General features: G+C 64.8%; 16 protein-coding genes. 12 read left to right on the forward strand and 4 right to left on the reverse strand.

Annotated elements, in window-relative coordinates; all coding sequences use genetic code 11:
* Window positions 1-347 precede the first annotated feature (347 nt).
* Window positions 348-3,815 (forward strand): glycosyltransferase, encoded by a 3,468-nt coding sequence (locus tag ACPT9U_RS06630; protein WP_435750292.1) that lies wholly within the window; start codon window positions 348-350, stop codon window positions 3,813-3,815.
* Here ACPT9U_RS06630 and ACPT9U_RS06635 read toward each other — a convergent pair whose 3' ends face one another.
* Window positions 3,816-6,155: a tetratricopeptide repeat protein gene (locus ACPT9U_RS06635; protein ID WP_435750293.1), complete on the reverse strand. Its 2,340-nt coding sequence runs from the start codon at window positions 6,153-6,155 to the stop codon at window positions 3,816-3,818.
* Between the two features lie 253 nt (window positions 6,156-6,408).
* Between ACPT9U_RS06635 and ACPT9U_RS06640 the strand changes: the two genes are divergently transcribed.
* The 9 genes from ACPT9U_RS06640 to ACPT9U_RS06680 all read left to right on the forward strand — a co-directional run bounded on the left by ACPT9U_RS06640 (window position 6,409) and on the right by ACPT9U_RS06680 (window position 13,843).
* On the forward strand, window positions 6,409-7,890 hold the full coding sequence (locus ACPT9U_RS06640) for a flagellin (protein ID WP_435750295.1): 1,482 nt from the start codon (window positions 6,409-6,411) through the stop codon (window positions 7,888-7,890).
* Window positions 7,891-7,967: 77 nt separating this feature from the next.
* Complete coding sequence (locus tag ACPT9U_RS06645; RefSeq protein WP_435750296.1) at window positions 7,968-8,399, forward strand: flagellar protein FlaG; 432 nt, start codon at window positions 7,968-7,970, stop codon at window positions 8,397-8,399.
* Between the two features lie 27 nt (window positions 8,400-8,426).
* On the forward strand, window positions 8,427-9,854 hold the full coding sequence (gene fliD, locus ACPT9U_RS06650; protein ID WP_435750297.1) for a flagellar filament capping protein FliD: 1,428 nt from the start codon (window positions 8,427-8,429) through the stop codon (window positions 9,852-9,854).
* Window positions 9,855-9,871: 17 nt separating this feature from the next.
* Window positions 9,872-10,276 (forward strand): flagellar export chaperone FliS, encoded by a 405-nt coding sequence (gene fliS / locus ACPT9U_RS06655; protein WP_418362932.1) that lies wholly within the window; start codon window positions 9,872-9,874, stop codon window positions 10,274-10,276.
* A gap of 15 nt (window positions 10,277-10,291) precedes the next feature.
* A complete protein-coding gene (locus tag ACPT9U_RS06660; protein ID WP_435750298.1) occupies window positions 10,292-10,606 on the forward strand; it encodes a flagellar protein FliT in 315 nt (104 codons plus the stop codon).
* A 37-nt stretch (window positions 10,607-10,643) separates the two neighbouring features.
* A complete protein-coding gene (locus ACPT9U_RS06665; protein WP_435750300.1) occupies window positions 10,644-11,786 on the forward strand; it encodes a flagellar hook-length control protein FliK in 1,143 nt (380 codons plus the stop codon).
* Window positions 11,779-12,129 carry an EscU/YscU/HrcU family type III secretion system export apparatus switch protein gene (locus tag ACPT9U_RS06670; RefSeq protein WP_418362935.1) on the forward strand — a complete coding sequence of 117 codons (351 nt, stop codon included), beginning with the start codon at window positions 11,779-11,781 and terminating at the stop codon, window positions 12,127-12,129. Before ACPT9U_RS06665 ends, ACPT9U_RS06670 begins: the two co-directional genes overlap by 8 nt.
* 140 nt (window positions 12,130-12,269) lie before the next feature.
* The gene (locus ACPT9U_RS06675) at window positions 12,270-13,055 is read left to right on the forward strand and encodes a flagellar brake protein (protein ID WP_435750303.1); all 786 of its coding nucleotides are present in this window, start codon (window positions 12,270-12,272) and stop codon (window positions 13,053-13,055) included.
* An 11-nt stretch (window positions 13,056-13,066) separates the two neighbouring features.
* Window positions 13,067-13,843: a flagellar brake protein gene (locus ACPT9U_RS06680; protein ID WP_435750304.1), complete on the forward strand. Its 777-nt coding sequence runs from the start codon at window positions 13,067-13,069 to the stop codon at window positions 13,841-13,843.
* A 33-nt stretch (window positions 13,844-13,876) separates the two neighbouring features.
* Here ACPT9U_RS06680 and fliE read toward each other — a convergent pair whose 3' ends face one another.
* The 3 genes from fliE to ACPT9U_RS06695 form a co-directional block, all read right to left on the reverse strand.
* The gene (gene fliE / locus ACPT9U_RS06685; RefSeq protein WP_418362938.1) at window positions 13,877-14,200 is read right to left on the reverse strand and encodes a flagellar hook-basal body complex protein FliE; all 324 of its coding nucleotides are present in this window, start codon (window positions 14,198-14,200) and stop codon (window positions 13,877-13,879) included.
* Between the two features lie 165 nt (window positions 14,201-14,365).
* Window positions 14,366-15,883 carry a sigma-54-dependent transcriptional regulator gene (locus ACPT9U_RS06690; protein ID WP_435750306.1) on the reverse strand — a complete coding sequence of 506 codons (1,518 nt, stop codon included), beginning with the start codon at window positions 15,881-15,883 and terminating at the stop codon, window positions 14,366-14,368.
* Window positions 15,880-17,118: a sensor histidine kinase gene (locus ACPT9U_RS06695; RefSeq protein ID WP_435750369.1), complete on the reverse strand. Its 1,239-nt coding sequence runs from the start codon at window positions 17,116-17,118 to the stop codon at window positions 15,880-15,882. The genes ACPT9U_RS06690 and ACPT9U_RS06695 overlap by 4 nt, the downstream gene beginning before the upstream one ends.
* Window positions 17,119-17,249: 131 nt before the next feature.
* Between ACPT9U_RS06695 and fliF the strand changes: the two genes are divergently transcribed.
* Both fliF and fliG read left to right on the forward strand, forming a co-directional pair.
* A complete protein-coding gene (fliF, locus tag ACPT9U_RS06700; protein ID WP_435750308.1) occupies window positions 17,250-18,938 on the forward strand; it encodes a flagellar basal-body MS-ring/collar protein FliF in 1,689 nt (562 codons plus the stop codon).
* Complete coding sequence (gene fliG, locus ACPT9U_RS06705; RefSeq protein WP_418362941.1) at window positions 18,935-19,936, forward strand: flagellar motor switch protein FliG; 1,002 nt, start codon at window positions 18,935-18,937, stop codon at window positions 19,934-19,936. Before fliF ends, fliG begins: the two co-directional genes overlap by 4 nt.
* The last annotated feature ends 26 nt before the right edge of the window (window positions 19,937-19,962 follow it).

Below are 19,962 nucleotides of genomic sequence, written 5' to 3' on the forward strand. Positions count from 1 at the left end.
GATGCCGCATCCAGCCAGGCAGAAGCTACCCACGACCGCCCCGAAGCAAGCCACATTTGCATATGTCCTATAAGGGAGCGTTAAGTTGAGAGCATTGGGACTACTGGGTCCCCTTCCAGGCCGCACAAGCTGGCATACCGATCAAGCGCCTGGACGCCTACGTTGCTTTCCATATTTCCCATCCTGTCAATTATCGCAAGGACGATCTCTACCGTTTCAAGGATCATATTCTCTCTCTGGCCAAGAGCCCGCTCCTGAATGAGGCCATCCGGCGTGTCGAAGTCCGTGCAGGAGACCCGGACGAGGCACTCAAACGTGAAACACAACTCGCCGTACTGGGAGACGTTTTGCTCCACAGTCTGGAATGCAGCAATGTACGTCTGAAATATTCATCCCCGGTGGTTGCGCTTAACACAATCAATCAGGGAGCCGAGCCGGACCGTCCCTATCGTGTCAGCGCCATCGTTTCGACCTATGCCTCCGCAGCGTTCATCGCCGATTGTCTGGACGACCTGCTCAGCCAATCGATTGCGGATGACATGGAGATCATCGTCATTGACGCGGCCTCTCCAGAGAACGAGGCAGAGATCGTGCGCGCCTACCAGGCCAGGCATGCCAACATCCGCTACCACCGGACTGCGGAGCGGATCGGCGTCTATGCGGCGTGGAATCTCGCCATTCGCATGGCGCAAGGTGCTTACCTCGTGTCATGCAGCACTAACGACCGTCTCCGCCCCAACGCGCTCGAACTGATGGCCAGGGTACTCGATGAACAACCCGATATCGCGCTGACCTACGGTTTCAGCTATCTCACCCGCACGCCGCACGAGTCGTTTGCCCGTTTCACCTATGCCGGTTGCTACAAATGGGCCGACTACAGCTATCGAGGACTCCTTAAAGAGCCTTCCATCGGCCCTCACCCAATGTGGAGGCGGCGCCTTCACGACGAATTCGGCTGGTTCGATGAGAGATACACCGCCATCAGCGACCAGGACTTCTGGTTACGCGTGGGGGCCCGCTACCCGATGAGATGTCTGTGGGACTTCACCGGCCTCTACTTGGTCAGCGACGACTCCCTTTCCGGCAACCGCGCACGTGCCCAGTCCGAATATCGCCAGATCGCAGAACATCACCGTCGGGAGTATGCCTACGGCTTGTGGCGCGAAGGCTGCTACTTCACCACCGGCATGGCCCGGCGTATCGACGCAGAACTGGACGGCTGGATCGAAAAGCCCCAGTTCATGCTCTTCGTGCGTCACACCCAGGCAGACTTCAATGCACTCTCCGCCACGATCCGTTCACTCACGGCCCAGTTGTACGGTGCATTCAGGCTGGTTGTCCTATCACCTATCGAAGCCCCTCCGGGCATCGAGGGCGAACGGCTGACCTGGATTCAGTGCCCCCCTTCGCAGTGGGCGGAGGCGGTCAACCAGTTGGCAGCTGGAGTCGGCGAACGCCATGCGACCTGGGTGGCCGTGCTGGAGGAAGGCGACCGACTGCCCGAACGCGCCTTGCTCACGCTTGCCCTGGACACCCATTCGCACACGGCATGGCAGCTCCTTTATGTCGATGAAGATGAAATCGACGCTAAAGGGAAACACCACAGCCCCCACTTCAAACCGGCTTTCGATCCCGACCATGTTTTAGCCGCCCCCTACATCGGCAAAGTACTCTTTTTCCGCGCCGACCACCTCGCCGACCTCGGTGGGCTGTGTTCTGCCCTACCCGAAGCGGAGACCTTCGATCTCATGCTTCGCACGCTGGAATCCTGTCCCCCGGAGGCCATCGGCCACGTCCCGGACGTGCTGTTACACCGTCCCGCGGGCCGCTGGTCCCCCTACCCGCAGCACAGCCACGCTCAGGCGGTGGCCGACCACCTCGGCCGTCAGGGCATCGAAGCGTCGCTGCGTTTCGACGAAGGACAGCCGCTACGCTTGGATTTCCACCCGTCCCCCGCCAAGGCCACCCCCTCGGTCGCAATCGTGATTTACCCCGCGGCCTGCCAGCTTGCCGCCCTCGAACAGGCCATCACCAGCCTGCTGGAAAAAACTCCGCCCCAGCCACACACGCTCTATCTGATCAACCCAGGCCCTCGTCATCCGGACATCTGGCGTTTTCTAACCCAGCTCGAAAGCCTCGGGCTGCCCAATGTGGTCTTCCTGCCCGCCCCATACGATGAAGGGCGAGTACGGATCCTGCAGGAGGCAGTCACCCGGATTACCGATGATTTCCTCGTTTTCTGGGCGGATGACAGCGTGGCGGTACAGACCGACTGGCTCACGCCGCTGCTCAAACAGTTCAGTCGCCCCTCATCACCCGCCGCCGTCGGACCGCGGCTGGCCAATGCCGCCGCGCAACTCGTCAGTGCGGGAGAGATCATGGGACTCTGTGGCCCATCAGGCGCACCCTACAAAGGGGTATTTCTCGACTATCCGGGCGAAAACGCCTGGCTGCAGTCAGACCATCGCGTCCGGATTCTGGATCCCCGCTGCCTGCTGGTACGCAGGTCCGCCCTCGCCGCCGCAGGAGGCCTGGATGCGGCCAGCAGCGAAGAGCATTGGGCCGCGGATCTTTGCCTGCGCCTCGGGGCGCTCGGCCCGCTGCTATGGACGCCAAGCTCCACTGTGATGGTGCGCGAATCGCTCGAACAACTTGAGCAGGAAGACACCTCAAGGCGCAAGAGCGAGTTGGGAGGGACCACTACGGCCACCCTTCTGCGCTGGCAGACCCAGATAGCAGACCAGGTCGCTGCCGAGCCGCACCTGAACATGGAAGCAAGAGACCTGATACCCGAAACGCGCAGCGCGCTCACCTATGCTCCATTGGCCAGCCTCGGCCTTCCGCGTATCTACGCGCACGCCGCCGACCGCGAAGGCTGCGGCCACTACCGCATTCTCCAGCCGCTCGAAGCCCTGCTGTCGAACGCGCGGGTCAGTGGCGGCGCAGCCACAGACCCCCTGCCCCCTGCACGGATGGTCGCCGACGAATTCGACACCCTGATCTTCCAGCGGCCGCATACTGCGCCCGTACTCCGTGCCATGCACCAATACCGGCAACTGAGCAGCGCATTGCGCATCTTTGAAGTAGACGACCTGCTCACTGACGTTCCGGAGAGCAGTCCCCATGCCCGTGACTTCGGTCCGGACACCATCGCACTGTTCAAGCAGGCGCTCGGCCTGTGCAACCGCCTGGTGGTCCCCACCGAGGCGCTCGCTCAAGCCTATGGTCAGTTGGTGGATGAGGTCAGGGTCGTGCCAAACTACTTGCCGAAGCGGGTCTGGAACACCCTGACACCGGCCAGAAGATCCGGCAGCCGCCCGCGGGTCGGCTGGGCGGGCAGCATCTCCCACCTCGGCGACCTGGCATTGCTGACCGATGTCGTGAAAACCCTGGCCAATGAAGTCGACTGGGTCTTTCTCGGCACCTGCTCTCGGGACATGCTTCCCTACATCAGTGAGAAAAAAGCTGCCGTGTCCTTCTCGCAGTATCCCCAGGCCCTGGCCAGCATGGGCCTGGATCTCGCCATCGCGCCGATCGCCAGCAATGCATTCAATGAGGCCAAGAGCAATCTCAAGCTACTGGAGTACGGCATCCTCGGCTACCCCGTAGTGTGCTCCGACATCGGGCCATACCGGCAAGGGCTCCCGGTCAAACGGGTCGCCAACACACCCCAGGCATGGATTGCGGCAATCCGGGAACGTATCCACGATCCGGATGCGGCCCGGCAGGAGGGCATGGCCCTGCAAGCTCAGGTTCGCCAGCATTGGATGCTCGACGACCATCTTGACGAATGGCTTGCTGGCTGGACGCGTTGATCAGCCGTTAACATTGATATGCGCCACCGGCAATCCGCGCTGGTGGCGCTGCCACGCTTCCTCAAGTCCTGCACCAAGGTGTCGAGCAAAGGCCTCCGCATCGAAAAGAGCAAGCTTGTCCCGTGTCTCACGCAGTTGATTCCGTAGCATTTCCCTCATTTCGGCACTGCGAACAAGTTCAACGATCAAGCGCTCATAAGTCGTTTGATCGTTGGTAACGAGTTGGGGCAAACCCGCGGCATGCAGAATGCTCGCCGAAACCCGGGACACGAAGGTGTCACCGCAAATTGCCAATTGGGGCACCCCTGCCCACAGCGCATCGCTTGCCGTTGTGTGGGCATTGACAGGAAATGCATCGAGGGCAAGATCGGCTTGCCCCAACCTGCCCAAATGGTCAGCAGCAGGAACCCTCCGCGCCCACACGAGCCGCTTGCGTTCAATACCCGCGGAGGCGGCCTCGCGCAAGAACACCGCCTTGGCACTTTCCGGCCCATCCAGCAGCCAGAGCACCGCGTCAGGACACTGCCCAAGCACCCGCATCCACAACGCAAAGGTTTCCCGGGTGATCTTGTAGTACTGATGAAAGCCCGCCAGCACGACAGCATTCTCCGGAAGCCCCAGGCTCGCTCGGCCCGGCGTCCGGCCGATCACCCGCAGACGATCATTGGGCTGATAACAGGCGGGCAAGCGCAAGACCTGCTCGCTGTAGCCGCCCTCCATGCCAGGCGGAATGACGATGGCGTCTGCGATGATGTAGTCGATCCAGGGGGCCCCCATGGTGCCGGGAAAGCCAAGCCACTGCATCTGGATCGGCGCCGGCCGATACGCAAGGATTCCTGCACGATAGCCCTGGGTCCATCCCTTCAGGTCGATGGTGATATCGACGCCGTCGGCTTGCATTCTCCTGGCCGCGTCGATGTCGGACATCGCTGCAACATCCACCCACCGCGGGATTGCCGACCGCAGTCGACGTCGGTATTCATCGCCCTCAATCGCTTGGGGGCCGTAATCGTAGGCAATCAGGTCGAACCGAGCTGGGTCCAGCGCCTCCAGCACGCCGGTGATCAGCTGCGCTGTAGCGTGATCGCGAAAGTCGGCCGATAGCAGGCCTATGCACAAGCCCCGCCTTCGCGGGTGACCATCGACAACCGCAGCGTCCTTGGTCAAGCCGGCACGCCCCGCAAACTGCGCAGCGAAGTTTCTGGCGACCTGAAGCTGCGCGGCAGCAGACGTCCCAGGCGTAGTCAGGAAGGCAAAGGGAGAGGGTCGGTGTCCATTCGCCTGAGACAGAGTACCGCTTTCGATTTGCCTTACCAGCTCGACCTCCATCAAATCGGCCGCTTCCCAATCCACCATTTGGCGACATGCATGTGCTCCCTGAATCAGCCATTCCGGTAGCGGAGCTCGCGAAACCGCCTCGATATAGGCAGCACGTGCATCCTCGGCCTCTCCAAGGTCGGCGCTGACGCACCCCAGGTTGTACCAGGCGTCTGCACACTCCCGATCGAGTGTCAGCGCCTCCACGAACTGCTGCCTCGCCTGTGCCCACGCACCGGCATCGCGCAGCGCAACGCCCAGATTGCTGTGTGCCAACGCCCACTCCGGTGCAAGAGCTACCGCGTGCTGCCCGGCATCAATCGCCTCCGCGAAACGCCCATCGCCTTTCAAAGCAACGCAAAGATTCGACCACACGAGCGCATTCGCCGGATCTCGCTGGAGTGAAGAGCGCAATAGCTGCTCTCCTTCCGCGTACGCCCCACGCTGCACAAGCAAACCTCCGAGCATCGACTGCGCATTGTGATCATCCGGCGCACGCATCACATTCAGCCGGCAGAACGCTTCAGAGAGCGCTGAATCCCCGAGCTCAGCCAGAATTCCTCGGCATAGACACGCGACCTCAGGGTCCCCGGCCCCAGCCTCATAGGACCTCCAGAACTGCTCCAGCGCATCCGCGGAGCGCTTCATTTCGAGCAACAGACACCCGAAGTTGTAGAGGACTGTCGGATTGGAAGGCTGAAGCGCAACCGCACGCTCATGCGCAGCCACCGCAGCCTCATGCTGCCCGATCGCAGCAAGCGCGTTGCCCAGATTGCTCCAGGCCTGCGCATCGTCAGGATCCAAGCACGTCGCCCGCTCGAGCGGAGCGACCGCCTCTTTACTACGGCCATCGAGGTGGAGGGCACTTCCGAGGAGTTTGTGAGCGGCCGGCAGCGCAGCGTGCTTCGTGCATAGAGAGCTCGCCAACTCCACCGCCCGAGCATAACGACCAGCAGAGAAGTGATGAGCAGCCTCTCTCAAGCTTTCCAGGTCTCGCGACGATAAAGTGAATTCAGCGGCCATGGATCAACCCTTCCTTTCTCATGAATGAACCCACAGGATCATAGCGCCCGCAGCCTATCGTCTTCGACCCGACACACCCTCCCAGCCTCCCAGCCTCCCGAGAAGAGCAACCCTTCGATAAACCCTAAAGTTTCCGGTCGCTACTCCGTTAATGGTCTCAAGAGTGCAGCTGGCAGGTTTCGCAGGCTGGCTCGCAGAGGACACCCCGGCCACCGCCGGACCATTTTTGATACTTCTCTAACGGAGAAAAATCATGGCACAAGTGATCAACACCAACGTTCAGTCGCTCAACGCTCAGCGCAACCTGAACCAATCCGCAAACTCGCTGAACTCCTCGCTGCAGCGCCTGTCGTCGGGTCTTCGCATCAACAGTGCCAAGGACGACGCTGCCGGCCTTGCCATTTCGGAGCGCTTCACCTCCCAGATCCGCGGTCTGGACCAAGCTCGCCGTAACGCGAACGACGGCATTTCGCTTGCGCAGACCGCTGAAGGCGCCCTGCAGTCCTCCGGCGACATCCTGCAGCGCATCCGCGAACTGGCCGTGCAGTCGTCCAACGCGACGAACTCCGCCTCGGACCGCCAGGCCCTGAACGCCGAAGTCAACCAACTCACGGCCGAACTCGACCGCATCGCCAAGACGACCGAATTCAACGGCTCCAAACTGCTTGACGGCTCTTTCGGCACCGCGACCTTCCAGGTCGGCGCCAACGCCGGTCAATCGATCTCGGCCAGCACGGCCAACTTCTCCACCAGCCAGTACGGCAACTACCGGGTCGGCGCCAAAGTAGCGACCGACGCAGGCGCGAAGGGTGATCTGACCACCGGCAGCACCGCCAACGCGATCGCCTCCAACGCAGCGGCAACCAGCCGTGTCGCCGGCGGTGCAATCACCATCAGCGGCGCCACCGGTTCGGCCGCCGTCTCGATCACCGCGGGAGATTCCGCGAAAAAAGCGGCTGAGCTGATCAACGGTCAGACCGGGACGACTGGCGTCAAGGCCTCGGCCAAGACCGAGATCGATGTGACCGCGATGGCGGCCAACACCTCCTACAAGTTTGACGTCACCTCGGACAACTCGACCGCAGTCACCGTCTCCTTCACGCTGGGCGCTGCGGTGGATAAGGACGGCCTGGCCTCCGCAGTGAATGCCTTCAACGACGTCGCCTCCAAGACCGGCGTTACCGCCCGCGTCAATGATGCGGGTAACGGCATCACGTTGCTGAATGCGAACGGCGAGAACATCACCGTGGCGAACGCAGCGAGCGGCTCGGCCACAGCGACCGTTGGCGGCACCTCGACTGCAGCAGGAGCGACCGCTGTTGCAACCGGTCAATTGGTGCTCGATTCGGAAAAGTCGTTCAGCCTCGCTGCGGCAAACACGACCGATTTCTTCACCGCAACGGCAGCCGCAGGTCAATTGCAGAAGGTCAGCGATCTGGATGTGAGCTCGGTCGATTCCGCGCAGCGAACGCTAGCGATGGTCGACTCCGCACTCGCAGCGGTCAACGGGCAGCGCGCCAAGTTCGGCGCCCTCCAGTCGCGATTCGAAACCACCATCGCGAACCTCGCGACCACCTCGGAGAACATGGCCGCCTCCCGCAGCCGTATCCGCGACACGGACTTCGCTCAGGAAACCGCCAACCTGACCCGTGCGCAGATCCTGCAGCAGGCCGGCACGGCAATGCTCTCGCAGGCCAACGCGCTGCCGCAGAACGTGCTTTCGCTGCTCGGGTAAGCGGAGTAGGCTAAGTCGCTAGGCACGGCGCGGGGTTCGCAAGGGCCCCGCGCCGTCACACCATCAGGGTGACGATCATGAACATCTCTTCGGTGAACATCTCGGCTCAAGCCGAGAACCTGATCCAGAGCACATCTGGCTCGCGCGCCGCGCCTGCAGAACGCGCCTCCGCCAGCAACGAATCGGACTCACCTGCTAAAGCAGGAACCGCCGCACCCGGCACGGGCGTCGAGCGGAGCCAGCAAGCCAGGCCCGGCGAGACCGCCACGGCCCAGGAGCCGACCCCTCTGCAGCAGGTGGAGCAGGCAATGGAAGACGTCCGCAACGCGATTGCGCCAGTGGCACAGGACTTGCTTTTTTCCATCGACGAAGACACCGGCAAGACGATCGTGAAGGTCGTTGATGCCAGCACAGACGAGGTGATCCGCCAGATCCCCTCGGAAGAGATCATTTCCATCGCGAAGGCGCTGGACAAGTTGCAGGGCCTGCTGGTCGAACAGAAGGCCTGACCCGATTAGCAGAAAGGAGGACCCGACATGGCAACCATCACGAGCGGCGGTTCGATCATCGACGTCAATGCGATCGTGAGCGGCTTGATGTCGGTGGAAAGCCGGCCACTGACCCTGCTGGCGCAGAAGGAAGCAAGCTATCAGGCGAAGCTTTCGGCGTTCGGCCAGATCAAGGGCGCGCTGTCCTCCCTGCAGACCGCGACGGACGGGCTGAAGACAGCAACCAGGTTTTCTGCGACGAAGGCAAGCGTCACGGGCGATGCCGGCTTCACAGCCAGTTCCAGCCCGGGTGCATCAAGCGGCAGCTATGCGGTTGACGTGCTGCAGATGGCCAAGATCCAGCGTGTCTCCACGCCGACAACCAGCAGCTTCACGCCTGCAGCTGGCAAGCTGACCATCGAGTTCGGCGCGGTCAAGGATGACGGTTCGGGGAAGACCTTCGAGAGCGACAGCCCGCCCCGAACGGCCAGCCTCGACTTCGAAGGCAGCACACTCGAAGAACTGCGTGATGCGATCAACGGCGACGCCACGCTCGGCATCAAGGCCAACATCATCAACAATGGCACGGCGAAGCAACTCGTACTGAGCGGAACCGCCACGGGTGCCGACATGGCATTCAAGCTGACTGGCGAGGGCGGACTCACGGATCTGAGCTTCGACCCCGCAACGACGCCTGCGCCGACGGATCCGATGTACTCGGTACAGGCAGCGCAGGATGCCCGCATCCGCGTGGACGGCATCGAGGTCACGCGCGGCAAGAACACCATCACCGACGTCATCGACAACGTGACGCTCACGCTGAACAAGGAGCCCGTCTCCCCGGCGACCAGCCTGACCGGCACGCTGTCGGTCAGCGATGACCAGAGCGCGGCAAAAACTGCCGTCGAGGCATTCGTGAAGGCGTACAACGAAGTCGCCAGCACCTTGTCCAGCCTGACCTCCTACAATGCCGAGAACAAGACCGGAGCCGCACTGACCGGCGACTCGACCGCACGCAACATCCAGAATCAGCTGCGCAACGTGTTGGGCACGTCCATAGCGGGTCTTACGGGCGCCAGTTCTCTATCACAGGTTGGTGTCAGCTTCGGCAAGGATGGGAAACTTTCGCTCGACGACACGAAGTTCACGGCAGCCTTGGGCGATCCGGAAAAGGACGTCGCGGCTTTCTTCACGGGCAAGGATGGCGTCAAGGGCTTTGCCGAGACCCTCAGTACCCGACTCGACGCTTTCATCGACACCGATGGCCTGCTGAATAGTCGTACTGAAGGCATCAACTCGACCATCAAGTCCCTGACCAAGCAGTACGACACCATGGAAGCGCGGCTGAATCGAATGGAGGAGCGTTACCGACTGCAGTACTCCAACCTCGACACCCTGCTCAACGGCCTGACGCAGACCAGCACCTACCTGACCCAGCAACTGGCCAGCCTGCCTTCCGCCAGCAAGCCTCAGTAACCCGGAGCCAGATCTCCATGTTCGGAACCTCCTACGCCAATCGTGCCGCGGCCTACGCCCGCGTCGGCAATCAGACGAGCGTCGAATCGGCCTCGCCGCACAAGCTCATCCTGATGCTGTACGACGGCGCCCTCGTCGCCCTGCGCACCGCCACCGTGGCAATGCAGAACAAGGACATCCCGACCAAGGGCAAGTCGATCTCCAAGGCGATCGACATCATCATGAACGGGCTCAAGGTGAGTCTGGACATCAAGGCCGGTGGCGAACTCGCGGAGCGCCTCGACGCGCTGTACGAATACATGGCCGATCGCCTGCTGCACGCAAACCTGCACAACAATCAGGCAGCGATCGACGAAGTGATCGGTCTGCTCGACAGCCTGCGAGAAGCCTGGGCGGCAATCGAAGCTCAGGTACAAGGCTAGGGAACCCGTACGGCCATGCTGACCCTGGACACCGCTCGGACCCTGCTTTCCCTGTACCGGCAGATGCACGACGCTGCCGAGGCGGGCGATTGGGAGGCGCTGGCCGACCTGGAACGGCAGGCGAGCACATTGCGCGCTTTGGCCGAATCGCCGGTTGAGGCGGCCGCGCCTTCCGAAGAGGACACAGCCGAGCTTCAGAGGCTCATTGCCGACATCCTGGAACTGGACCGCCAGATCCGCCTTCACGCGGAACCTGCGCTGGAGAGCACTCGAAAGCTGATCTCCAGTTCGGTAAAGGGTCGCGCCCTACGTGACGCCTACGGTGGCTGACGGGCGCTGACCGCCCGAGCGCCAGGACCGTCTCGCCATGATCCCCGCCGACCTCGCCTCCCGCCTGCGTCTGCTCAACGAAGCGAGCTTCTTCAACACCGAGCCGCCCGTTCCGGGCCTGCAGCGGGCACGGGAGATCCAGTCCCAGCTGCCGGATCTGGTTCCGGGACAGCGCTTTTTCGCAACGCTGCAGCGCACCCTGCCCGACGGCACCTTCCGCGCCGTGGTCGCCGGGCAGCAGATGACGCTGGCGCTCAACACCGCAGCCCAGTCGGGCGACACCCTGGAGCTCGAAGTCTCGCAGGTCACGCCGCGCGCGGTGTTTGCGCGCATCGTGGGCCAGGAGGCGACCGCGGCCAGCACCGCCTCGGCACAGCCGGCGCTGAGCCAGACGGGCCGGCTGATCAGCTTTCTGCTCACCGGGCAGCCGGCGCCGCAGCCGGCAAGCCTTGCCGCCAATCAGCCCCTGCTCACCGCACCACCGGCCAACGGGTCACAACTGGCGCCCTTGCTGCGCCAGGCGCTCGGTCAGAGCGGGCTGTTCTACGAATCCCATCAGGCGGACTGGGTGCTGGGCCGCCGCGACACCGCCAGCCTGACGAGCGAGCCGCAGGGCCAACCGCGCCCCGTGGCGCAGGCTTCGCCCCAGGCCTCATCGGGCCAGGCCGCTGCACAGGGCGGCACACCTACTGCGCAAGGTGCGCAAGCCGGACAGCAGGCCGCGGCATCCGAGGGCAACGAGCGTACGAGCCAGGCGCGCAGCGCCGCAATGTCGGCCGAAGAGACCGCGCCGGTACGTAGCGCACCGATTCCGGAGCGCCTGATCCCCATCGTCCACCAGCAGCTGGACGCGCTCGCCACACAGCAGTATGTCTGGCACGGGCAGGCCTGGCCGGGCCAGGCGGTGGAGTGGCGGATCGAGGATCCCGAACGCGACGACGGCACCGCCGAGGAAGAAACCGCACGCGGCTGGGACAGCACTCTGCGCCTGACCCTGCCGCGCCTCGGCGGCGTGGAAGCCGTGCTGCACCTCTCCGGCAATCAGGTGGCGCTGCGTCTGCGTGCAGACGAGGCAGACACCCTGGTAGCGCTGGATTCGGGTGCCGCTGCCCTGGCCTCGGCCCTCGAGGCCGTCGACCTGAAGCTCTCCGGTCTGATCGTGGAGCCGCGCAATGAGTGACGCACGCCCCGGCACCCGCAACGAGGCCGTCGCCCTCGCCTACACGGCCGGCGAGACCGCGCCGCGGGTGGTGGCCAAGGGCAAGGGCGTGCTGGCGCAGGAGATCATCGACCGCGCACGAGAGGCGGGCGTCTTCGTGCATGAATCGCCCGAACTGGTGAGCCTGCTGATGCAGGTCGATCTGGACGCCCGCATCCCGCCTCAGCTCTATGTCGCAGTGGCCGAATTGCTGGCCTGGCTGTACCGGATCGAACAGGGTGCCGAGGCCGGTGCACCGCCGGTGGCACAGGATCTGCCCGAGACCCTGCGCCCGCGCAGCGCCGAGGCCGCGCCCGGAGGCTGAGACCCTGCGCCCGATGGCGCAGCGACCGGCCGCAGGCGGGTTTATCGTGATATAACGAAGCCGGAACCGTAACGCGCCGGAACACGCGGGAACGAGCGTTTGGAAAGAAAGCGGGTACGCCCTACAACACTCTGCACAAGATGCACATCGAACAGGAAGATACCCGCGTCGAGCTGGTCTACGGTGAAGACGAAGCAAAATACCTGCTGCGCGACCCCGTCGAAATCAAGGCACTTTTTCGTGCGCTGCTCGCCAGCCGAGGGCTGGTCAGCGCACGCATGGTCCCCGGCGGGCAGAGTTTCATCACGGCCCTGATCGAGGCCGACGAGCAGCACGGCATCCTGCTCGATGCCAGCACAGATCCTCTACAGAACGACCGCATTGCCCAATCCGAGGCACTCGACTGCGTCACGCAGCTTGACCGCGTGCGGATCCAGTTCCTCGTTCGCCGCCCAGTGCGGGTAGTCGAGGAAGGCAAGCCCGGCTTTCGCGCGCCCTTCCCCAACACCGTGCTGCGCCTGCAGCGCCGCGAGTTCTACCGTCTGCAGACCCCTTCATCCTCGTCCCCGCGCCGCGTGGTGTGCAGGCTGCCCCTGCCGCTGGGCGACGGAACGATACGCGAGGTGGAACTGAACATCCTCGACATCAGCCGCGGCGGTCTCGCGATCGCCGTGCCGCCCGGTGGCGTCACGCTGGAACAGGGGGCCGCGTTCGAGGAGTGCACGCTCCTGTTGCCCGACAACCCACCGATCAGCGCACGACTGATCGTGCGCAACCTCTTCCGCATCACCCGCATGAACGGCGTCGAATTGCTGCGGATCGGCTGCGCCTTCGCCAATCTCTCGCGCGGCGCAGGCGACGCCATCCAGCGCTACGTCCTGCGCATGGAACGAGAGCGCAACGCGCGCGAGCGGGGGCTGACTTGACATCCGAGACCATGGAAGAAGAGAAAAAGACCTTCACCCCCGTTCCACCCATGCAGGACGCGGGATTCGAGCGCTACATCCTGCGCGGTCGGGGACAGATCCTGCAGGTGATGAAGGAACTGATCGACAACCGCTGCCTGATGTCGGCCTACATTCGCGGCGGGGTCTCCTACGTAAGCGCGGTGCTCAAGGTCATGCCCGATGACGAGGCGATCCTGATCGACGTGAGCCCGGACGCGGAAATTCACGCCAAGGCACTCGAGGCCGAGCAGATCCTGTGCACCACGCAGATCAACCGCATCCGCATCCAGTTCACCGCGACGGGCATCCGCAAAGTGGTCGACGAAGGCCGCCCAGCCCTGCGTGCGAGGCTCCCGACCGAGGTGCTGCGCCTGCAACGCCGCGACTTCTTCCGCCTGCAGGTGCCCATTGCGCACAACGTCACGCTGACGATTCCGCCAGCGGAAGGGGCCGAGCAGGCCCCCAGCGAGACACGCGTCGTCGACATCAGCGGCACCGGGATCGCGGTGCAGGTTCCGGCAGACCTGCGCGAGCTCACCATCGGGGAGGTCTTGCACGGTTGTACGCTGCGCCTGACGGACCGCGAGCCGCTGCCGGTCGACCTGGAGGTGCGCAACATCAACCGCCAGCTCCGGCCCAACGGCACCGAGCAGCTACGTATCGGCCTGCGGTTCGAATCGTTGCCGCGCAGTGCGGATACGCGCATCCAGCGCTACATCTTCAACGTCGAGCGCGAGATCAACGCGCGCACGCGCGGCGGCTTCTGAAGAACGGCGCAGCGATCGCTGCGCCGACGCCGGTTACACCGGCATGTTCATGATGTCCTGGTAGGCCGTGACCAGCCGGTTGCGAACCTGGACCATCTGCTGGAAGGACAGGCTGGCTTTCTGCAGATTGACCATCACGTCCTGCAGGTTCACGTTGGGGTCGCCTGCGGAGAAGTTCTCGGCCATCGCCCGTGCCTCGCCCTGCGCGGCGCTGACATCCTTGAGTGCGTTGCCAAGCACGTCGGCAAAGTTAACGCCCCCGGCGGGCGCGTCGGCGGGCGATGCGGCCTTGCCTTGTGCAGCCTGCGATACCGAGCGCAGGTCGCTCAGCATCTGGTCGATTCCACGGGTATCCATGTGCGTTCCCCAGCCTCAGGGTGTTTGGTGACGTCAGTGTAGCAGAGCAAGCGGCATGCCAAGCATTGGCGTGGTCGCAGCGCACCCTACCCGCGACCGCCGCGCCTTCGGGTGCCGCACCCGCGGGCAAGCCCGTTTCCACAGAGAAGCTCTAGGGGGCCCGGGTCAGCAGTCATGGCCCTCCTCACGGTACTGCTGCAGCTTGTAGCGCAGCGTACGCTCTGAAATCCCAAGCTTTTCAACGGTTTTCTTGCGCGAGCCGCCCAGCGCGCGCAACGTCGAGAGGATGTGTTCGCGCTCCAAGTCCTTCATGTTCGCCGGGCGCTGGGCCACTGCCTCGTGGGGGCTGGAAGCAGGAAGCGGGCCCGCCGCTGGCGGTAGCGGGGCGGCGTGCACGGGCGCGGCAGCCGGCGGCGGCGTGAGTGGGGGCGTGAGTGGGGGCGTGAGTGGGGGCGTGAGTGGGGGCGTGAGTGGGGGCGTGACTGGAGACGTGAATGCAGACAGATAAGCGGCAGAACTTGCCGGTGCAGCGGCAGGTGTTGCCGCCTCCGGATTCCAGTGCGGCAGGCACAGCCGCACAGTCTCTGCGTTCACCTCGTCGCCCGCCGTGAGGATGAGCACGCGGTGCATGGTGTTCTCGAGCTCCCGCACGTTGCCTGGCCAGCCGTAGCGCGCAAGCAGCACCTCGGCTTCGGGCGAGAAGCGCACCTGGCGCTTGAGCCGGGCGGCATGGCGCGCAAGGAAATGCCGCGCGAGCGGGACGATGTCGCCGGGGCGCTCGCGCAGCGCGGGAATCGCGATCGGGAACACATTGAGCCGGTAGTAGAGGTCTTCGCGGAAGCGTCCGGCGGCGACCTCGGCCGGCATGTCGCGGTTGCTGGTGGCGAGCACACGGATGTCCAGCGCCACCGGCTTCTTGCCGCCCACGCGCTCGACCTCGCGCTCCTGCAGCACGCGCAGCAGCTTGGCCTGCAGGCCGAGCGGCATCTCGGAGATCTCGTCGAGCAGGATGGTGCCGCCCTGCGCCTGTTCGAACTTGCCCGGCTGCGCCGCCTGCGCGCCAGTGAAGGCGCCCTTCTCATAGCCGAACAGCGTGGCTTCGAGCAGGTTCTCGGGGATGGCCGCGCAGTTGATGGCGACGAAGGCCTTGCCGGCGCGCGGCGAATGTTCGTGGATGTAGCGCGCGAACACTTCCTTGCCGGTGCCCGACTCGCCCGAAAGCATCACCGTGGCGTCGGTCTCGGCCACACGCGCAGCAAGCGCCAGCAGGTTGCGCGTAAGCGGATCCTCGGCCACGGTGTCTTCCGCATCGGGCTGCACGGCGGCGTAGCGGCGCACGTTCTCGAGCAGCACATCGGGCTCGAAGGGCTTCATCAGGAAGTCGCAGGCGCCCCCGCGCATGGCCGCCACGGCCTTGTCCACGTCGCCATAGGCGGTCATCAGCAGCACCGGCAGCTGCGGCCAGCGCGCACGGATCTCATGCAGCAGCTGCAGGCCATCCATGGGCTGCATGCGCAGGTCGGTGACGACGAGGTTGAAGTGGTCCTGCTCCAGCGCCGCCAGCGCCGCCGGCCCGCCATCGACGCCGACGACGCCGTGATGCGCCATCTCCAGCGTGAAGCAGACCGCATCGCGCAGCGCGGCGTCGTCCTCGACCACGAGGATGTTCAATGTCTCGATCATGTGGGTTCGTCCCCGTTCGAAGCGGCTGCCGATGCGAGCGGCACGGTCAGCGCGAATTCCGCCCCCTGCCCCGGTGCGGAGCGCAGCGTGATGTCGCCGCCGTGCGCACGGGCGACGCCGCGCGCGATCGCGAGCCCCAGACCGGTGCCCTCCGCGCGAGTGGTAAAGAAAGGCTCGAAAAGGCGCTCCTGCAACTCGGGCGGCACGCCGCCGCCGCTGTCACGCACCGTGAAGCGCACCGCCGCACAGCCGATACCGGACTCGGCCGCGTCGATCTCGACCGCGGCGAAGGCAAGCTGCCCGCCCTGCGGGCAAGCCTGGATGCCGTTCTCGAGCAGGTTGGTGAGCGCCCCGCCGAGCGCCTTGCGGTCGCCCAGTACGCTTGCCTGCAGGCACGCGCAGCCGCTCTCGAAGCTCACCTGGCGGGCGCGTGCGAGCGGCTCCAGCGTATGCGTGAGCTCCGTGACCAGCTCGCACACTTCGAAGCGGTGGCGCCCGGTGCTGTCGCCGCGGGCAAACAGCAGCATGTCACGGATCAGGCGCTCCAGATACCGCAGGCGCTCGAGCGCGCGGTCGGCCACCTGGATGCGCTGCAGCGGGTCGAGTTCGGACTGGCGCAGGTTGCCGGTGTAGAGCAAGGCAGCCGCCAGCGGCGTGCGCAGTTGGTGCGCGAGGCCGGCGACCATCTCGCCCATCGCGGCCAGGCGCTCGTTGCGCTCGGCGGTGAGGCGCATGCGGAAGGTGTCGGTGATGTCGTGCAGCAGTACGATGCGCTCGTCGCCGGACTCGAGCTCCGATTCGGTCCGGGCCACGCGGCGCGGTTCAGCGCCCGCCTCCGCCTGCGGCAGGCGCAGCAGGTATTCTCCGGGGGTCTCGGTCTCTTCCAGACAGCGCAGGGCTTCGCCCTCACCCAGGCCGGAAAGGTCGCGACCGAAGAGCTCGCCGGCGGCACGATTGGCCTGCACGATGCGGCCTGCGCGGTCGAGCACGAGCACCCCCGCGGGCAGCGCGCCCATCAACACCGCGAGGCGCTCGGTGAGTTGCCCCACCTGCTCCTGCAGCGCGTTGTAGGCCGAAGAGAGCTCTTCCGACGCACGGCTGAAGAGCGCAAAGGCTTCGGCGAGCTGGGCGGCATCCAGCGCGGGCGCAGCAGCGCCCGGCGCAGTCCTTGCATCGGCGCTGGCGGGGTCGGTCACGGCAGGAGTCAACGCGGGTTCCGTTTTCACGGCATGCACTCTATCGGCGAACACCGTCATCTTAGCCGGCAAACAAGCGGCAAAAAATGCCGCTTTTCACGACATGAACCTTGCGCTCGCGGACGGACAATGCCGCCATCGGAAAAAGCGTACGCGACAGGACAGCCACCATGGCCGCAGCAGAAAACACCGCAGACCTTGCCCCCGGCGCCGCAGCGCCGGCGGACACCCGGCTGCAGCAGGCACTGCAGAACATCAACGCGCTCTCGCAGCGGCAAAAAATTGCCGCCGCGGCCGCCATCGCGCTCGCGATCGCACTGGTCGCAGGCGCACTGCTGTGGAACCGGGCACCCGATTACGCGGTGCTGTTCTCCAACCTCGACGAGCGCGATGGCGGGCAGATCATCACCGCGCTGCAACAGCAGAACGTGCCCTATCGCATGTCGGCCAACGGCAACGCCATCCTGGTGCCGCAGGCGCAGGTGCACGAGACGCGCTTGCGCCTGGCCGCAGAAGGTCTGCCCAAGGGCGGGCTCGCCGGTTTCGAGCTGATGGACGGGCAGAAGCTGGGCATTTCGCAGTTCAACGAACAGGTGAACTACCAGCGCGCACTCGAGGGCGAGCTGTCCCGCACCGTGCAGGCCATCGACGCGGTGGCCGGCGCACGCGTGCATCTCGCCATGCCCAAGCAGACCGCCTTCCTGCGCGACGAGCAGCGCCCGACCGCCTCCGTGATGGTGAACATGCGTCCGGGCCGGGTGCTGAACCAAAGCCAGGTGGCGGGCATCGTGCACCTGGTGTCGTCGAGCGTGCCGCGCATGACCGCCGACGGCGTGAAGATCGTCGACCAGAACGGCAGCCTGCTCACCGAGCAGGCCGACCCCCTGATGCATGCGGGGCTAAACGCACGCCAGCTCGAGTACGTGCGCGCGATGGAGAAGGCCTTCATCGAGCGCATCGAGAACATCCTGATCCCGATGGTCGGCAAGGACAACTTCCGCGCCCAGGTCGCAGCCGATGTCGATTTCGACCAGGTGGAGCAGACCGCCGAGAGCTACAAGCCCAATCCGTCTCCCGACCAGGCGATCCGCAGTCAGCAGACCACCGAGCAGATCAATCCGCTGCAGGGACCGCAGGGCGTGCCGGGCGCGCTCACCAACCAGCCGCCGGTGCCGGCGACCGCCCCCCTCACCGCACCGCCGGTCGCCGGCGGCCCCGGTGCAGCGGGCGCCGCGGTGAGCAGCAACCGCAGCGCCGTGCTCAACTACGAACTCGACCGCAGCATCCAGCACATCAAGCAGGCCGTGGGCCAGGTCAAGCGCCTGTCGGTGGCCGTTGTGGTGAATAATCGCACCATCCCCGGCACCGACGGCACGCCCACCAGCGTACCCCTGACGGACGACGAGATCTCGCGCATCACCAATCTGGTACGCGAAGCGGTCGGCTACAACGCCGACCGCGGCGACAGCATCAACGTGGCCAACAGCGCCTTTGCCCAAGATGGCGTCGAGCCGGCCCTGCCCCTGTGGAAGGACCCGGAGATGGTCGAGTTGGGCAAGGAAGGGCTGAACTGGCTGCTGGTGCTGGTGGCGCTGCTGCTGGCCTACTTCGGCGTGATCCGCCCGCTGCTGCGCACGGTGCTGCCGCCCCCGGCGAAGGCCGAGACGGGTGCCGGTGCGGCGGGAGAGGAAGCTTTGGAGGAAGGCGAGGAAGGCGTGCGCGTCACCCTGTCGGGCGAAGCCGAGGAGAGCTTCGAGCAGCGTCTCGAGCGCATTCGCCAGCTCGCGCGCGACGATCCCAAGACCATGGCGAATTTGATGAAGAACTGGATGGGCCTGAATGAGGAGGGGCGCAAGTGACGACGCCTGAGGAAGGCCTGGAGAAGGCCGCCCTGCTGCTGCTGACCCTGGGCCCGGATGCGGCCGCAGAAGTCCTGCGCCAGCTCGGCCCGCGCGAGGTGCAGAAGCTGAGCCTGAAGATGTCGGAGATGCCCGCCCAGACCCGCGATCGCGTGATGCCACTGCTGATGGAAGTGGACGCGCACTTCGGCAAGGGCGCGATGATACAGCCCGACGAGGCGCAGCTGCGCGAGATGCTGACCAAGGCGCTCGGCGACGAGCGCGCCGGCCACCTGCTCGCGCGCATGATGAGCGGCTCGGACACGGCAGGCATCGAAAGCCTGAAGTGGATGGACGCCGCCACCGCCGCCGACCTGATCAAGAACGAACACCCGCAGATCATCGCCACCATCCTCGTGCACCTGGAGTTCGACCAGGCGGGCGAGATCCTCAAGCACTTCACCGACCGCCTGCGCAACGATGTGGTGCTGCGCATCGCCACGCTGGACGGCGTCCAGCCCGCGGCGCTGAAGGAACTCAACGACGCGCTGACACGGATGCTCTCAGGCGCATCGAACGTGAAGAAGGCGGCAATGGGCGGCATTCGCCATGCGGCCGAGATCCTCAACTTCGTCGGTTCCACGCATGAAACGGCAGTGATCGACAACGTGCGCGAATACGATCCGGAACTGGCGCAGAAGATCCTCGACGAGATGTTCGTGTTCGAGAACCTGCTCGACATCGACGATCGCGGCATTCAGACCCTGTTGCGCGAGATCCAGTCCGACTCGCTCATCATCGCGCTCAAGGGCGCACCGCCCGAGCTGCGCGAGAAGGTGTTCAAGAACATGTCCAGCCGTGCTGCAGAGATGTTGCGCGAGGATCTCGAGGCACGCGGGCCGGTTCGCCTGTCCGAGGTCGAAGCCGAGCAGAAGGAGATCCTCAAGATCGTGCGTCGCCTGGCCGAAGAGGGCCAGCTCATGCTCGGCGGCAAGGGCGGCGACGATGGTTTCGTCTGATCTGCGTCCCGGCACTGAACACGTGA

The organism is Thauera sp. AutoDN2 (assembly GCF_051280715.1).
Taxonomy (GTDB): Bacteria; Pseudomonadota; Gammaproteobacteria; order Burkholderiales; family Rhodocyclaceae; genus Thauera.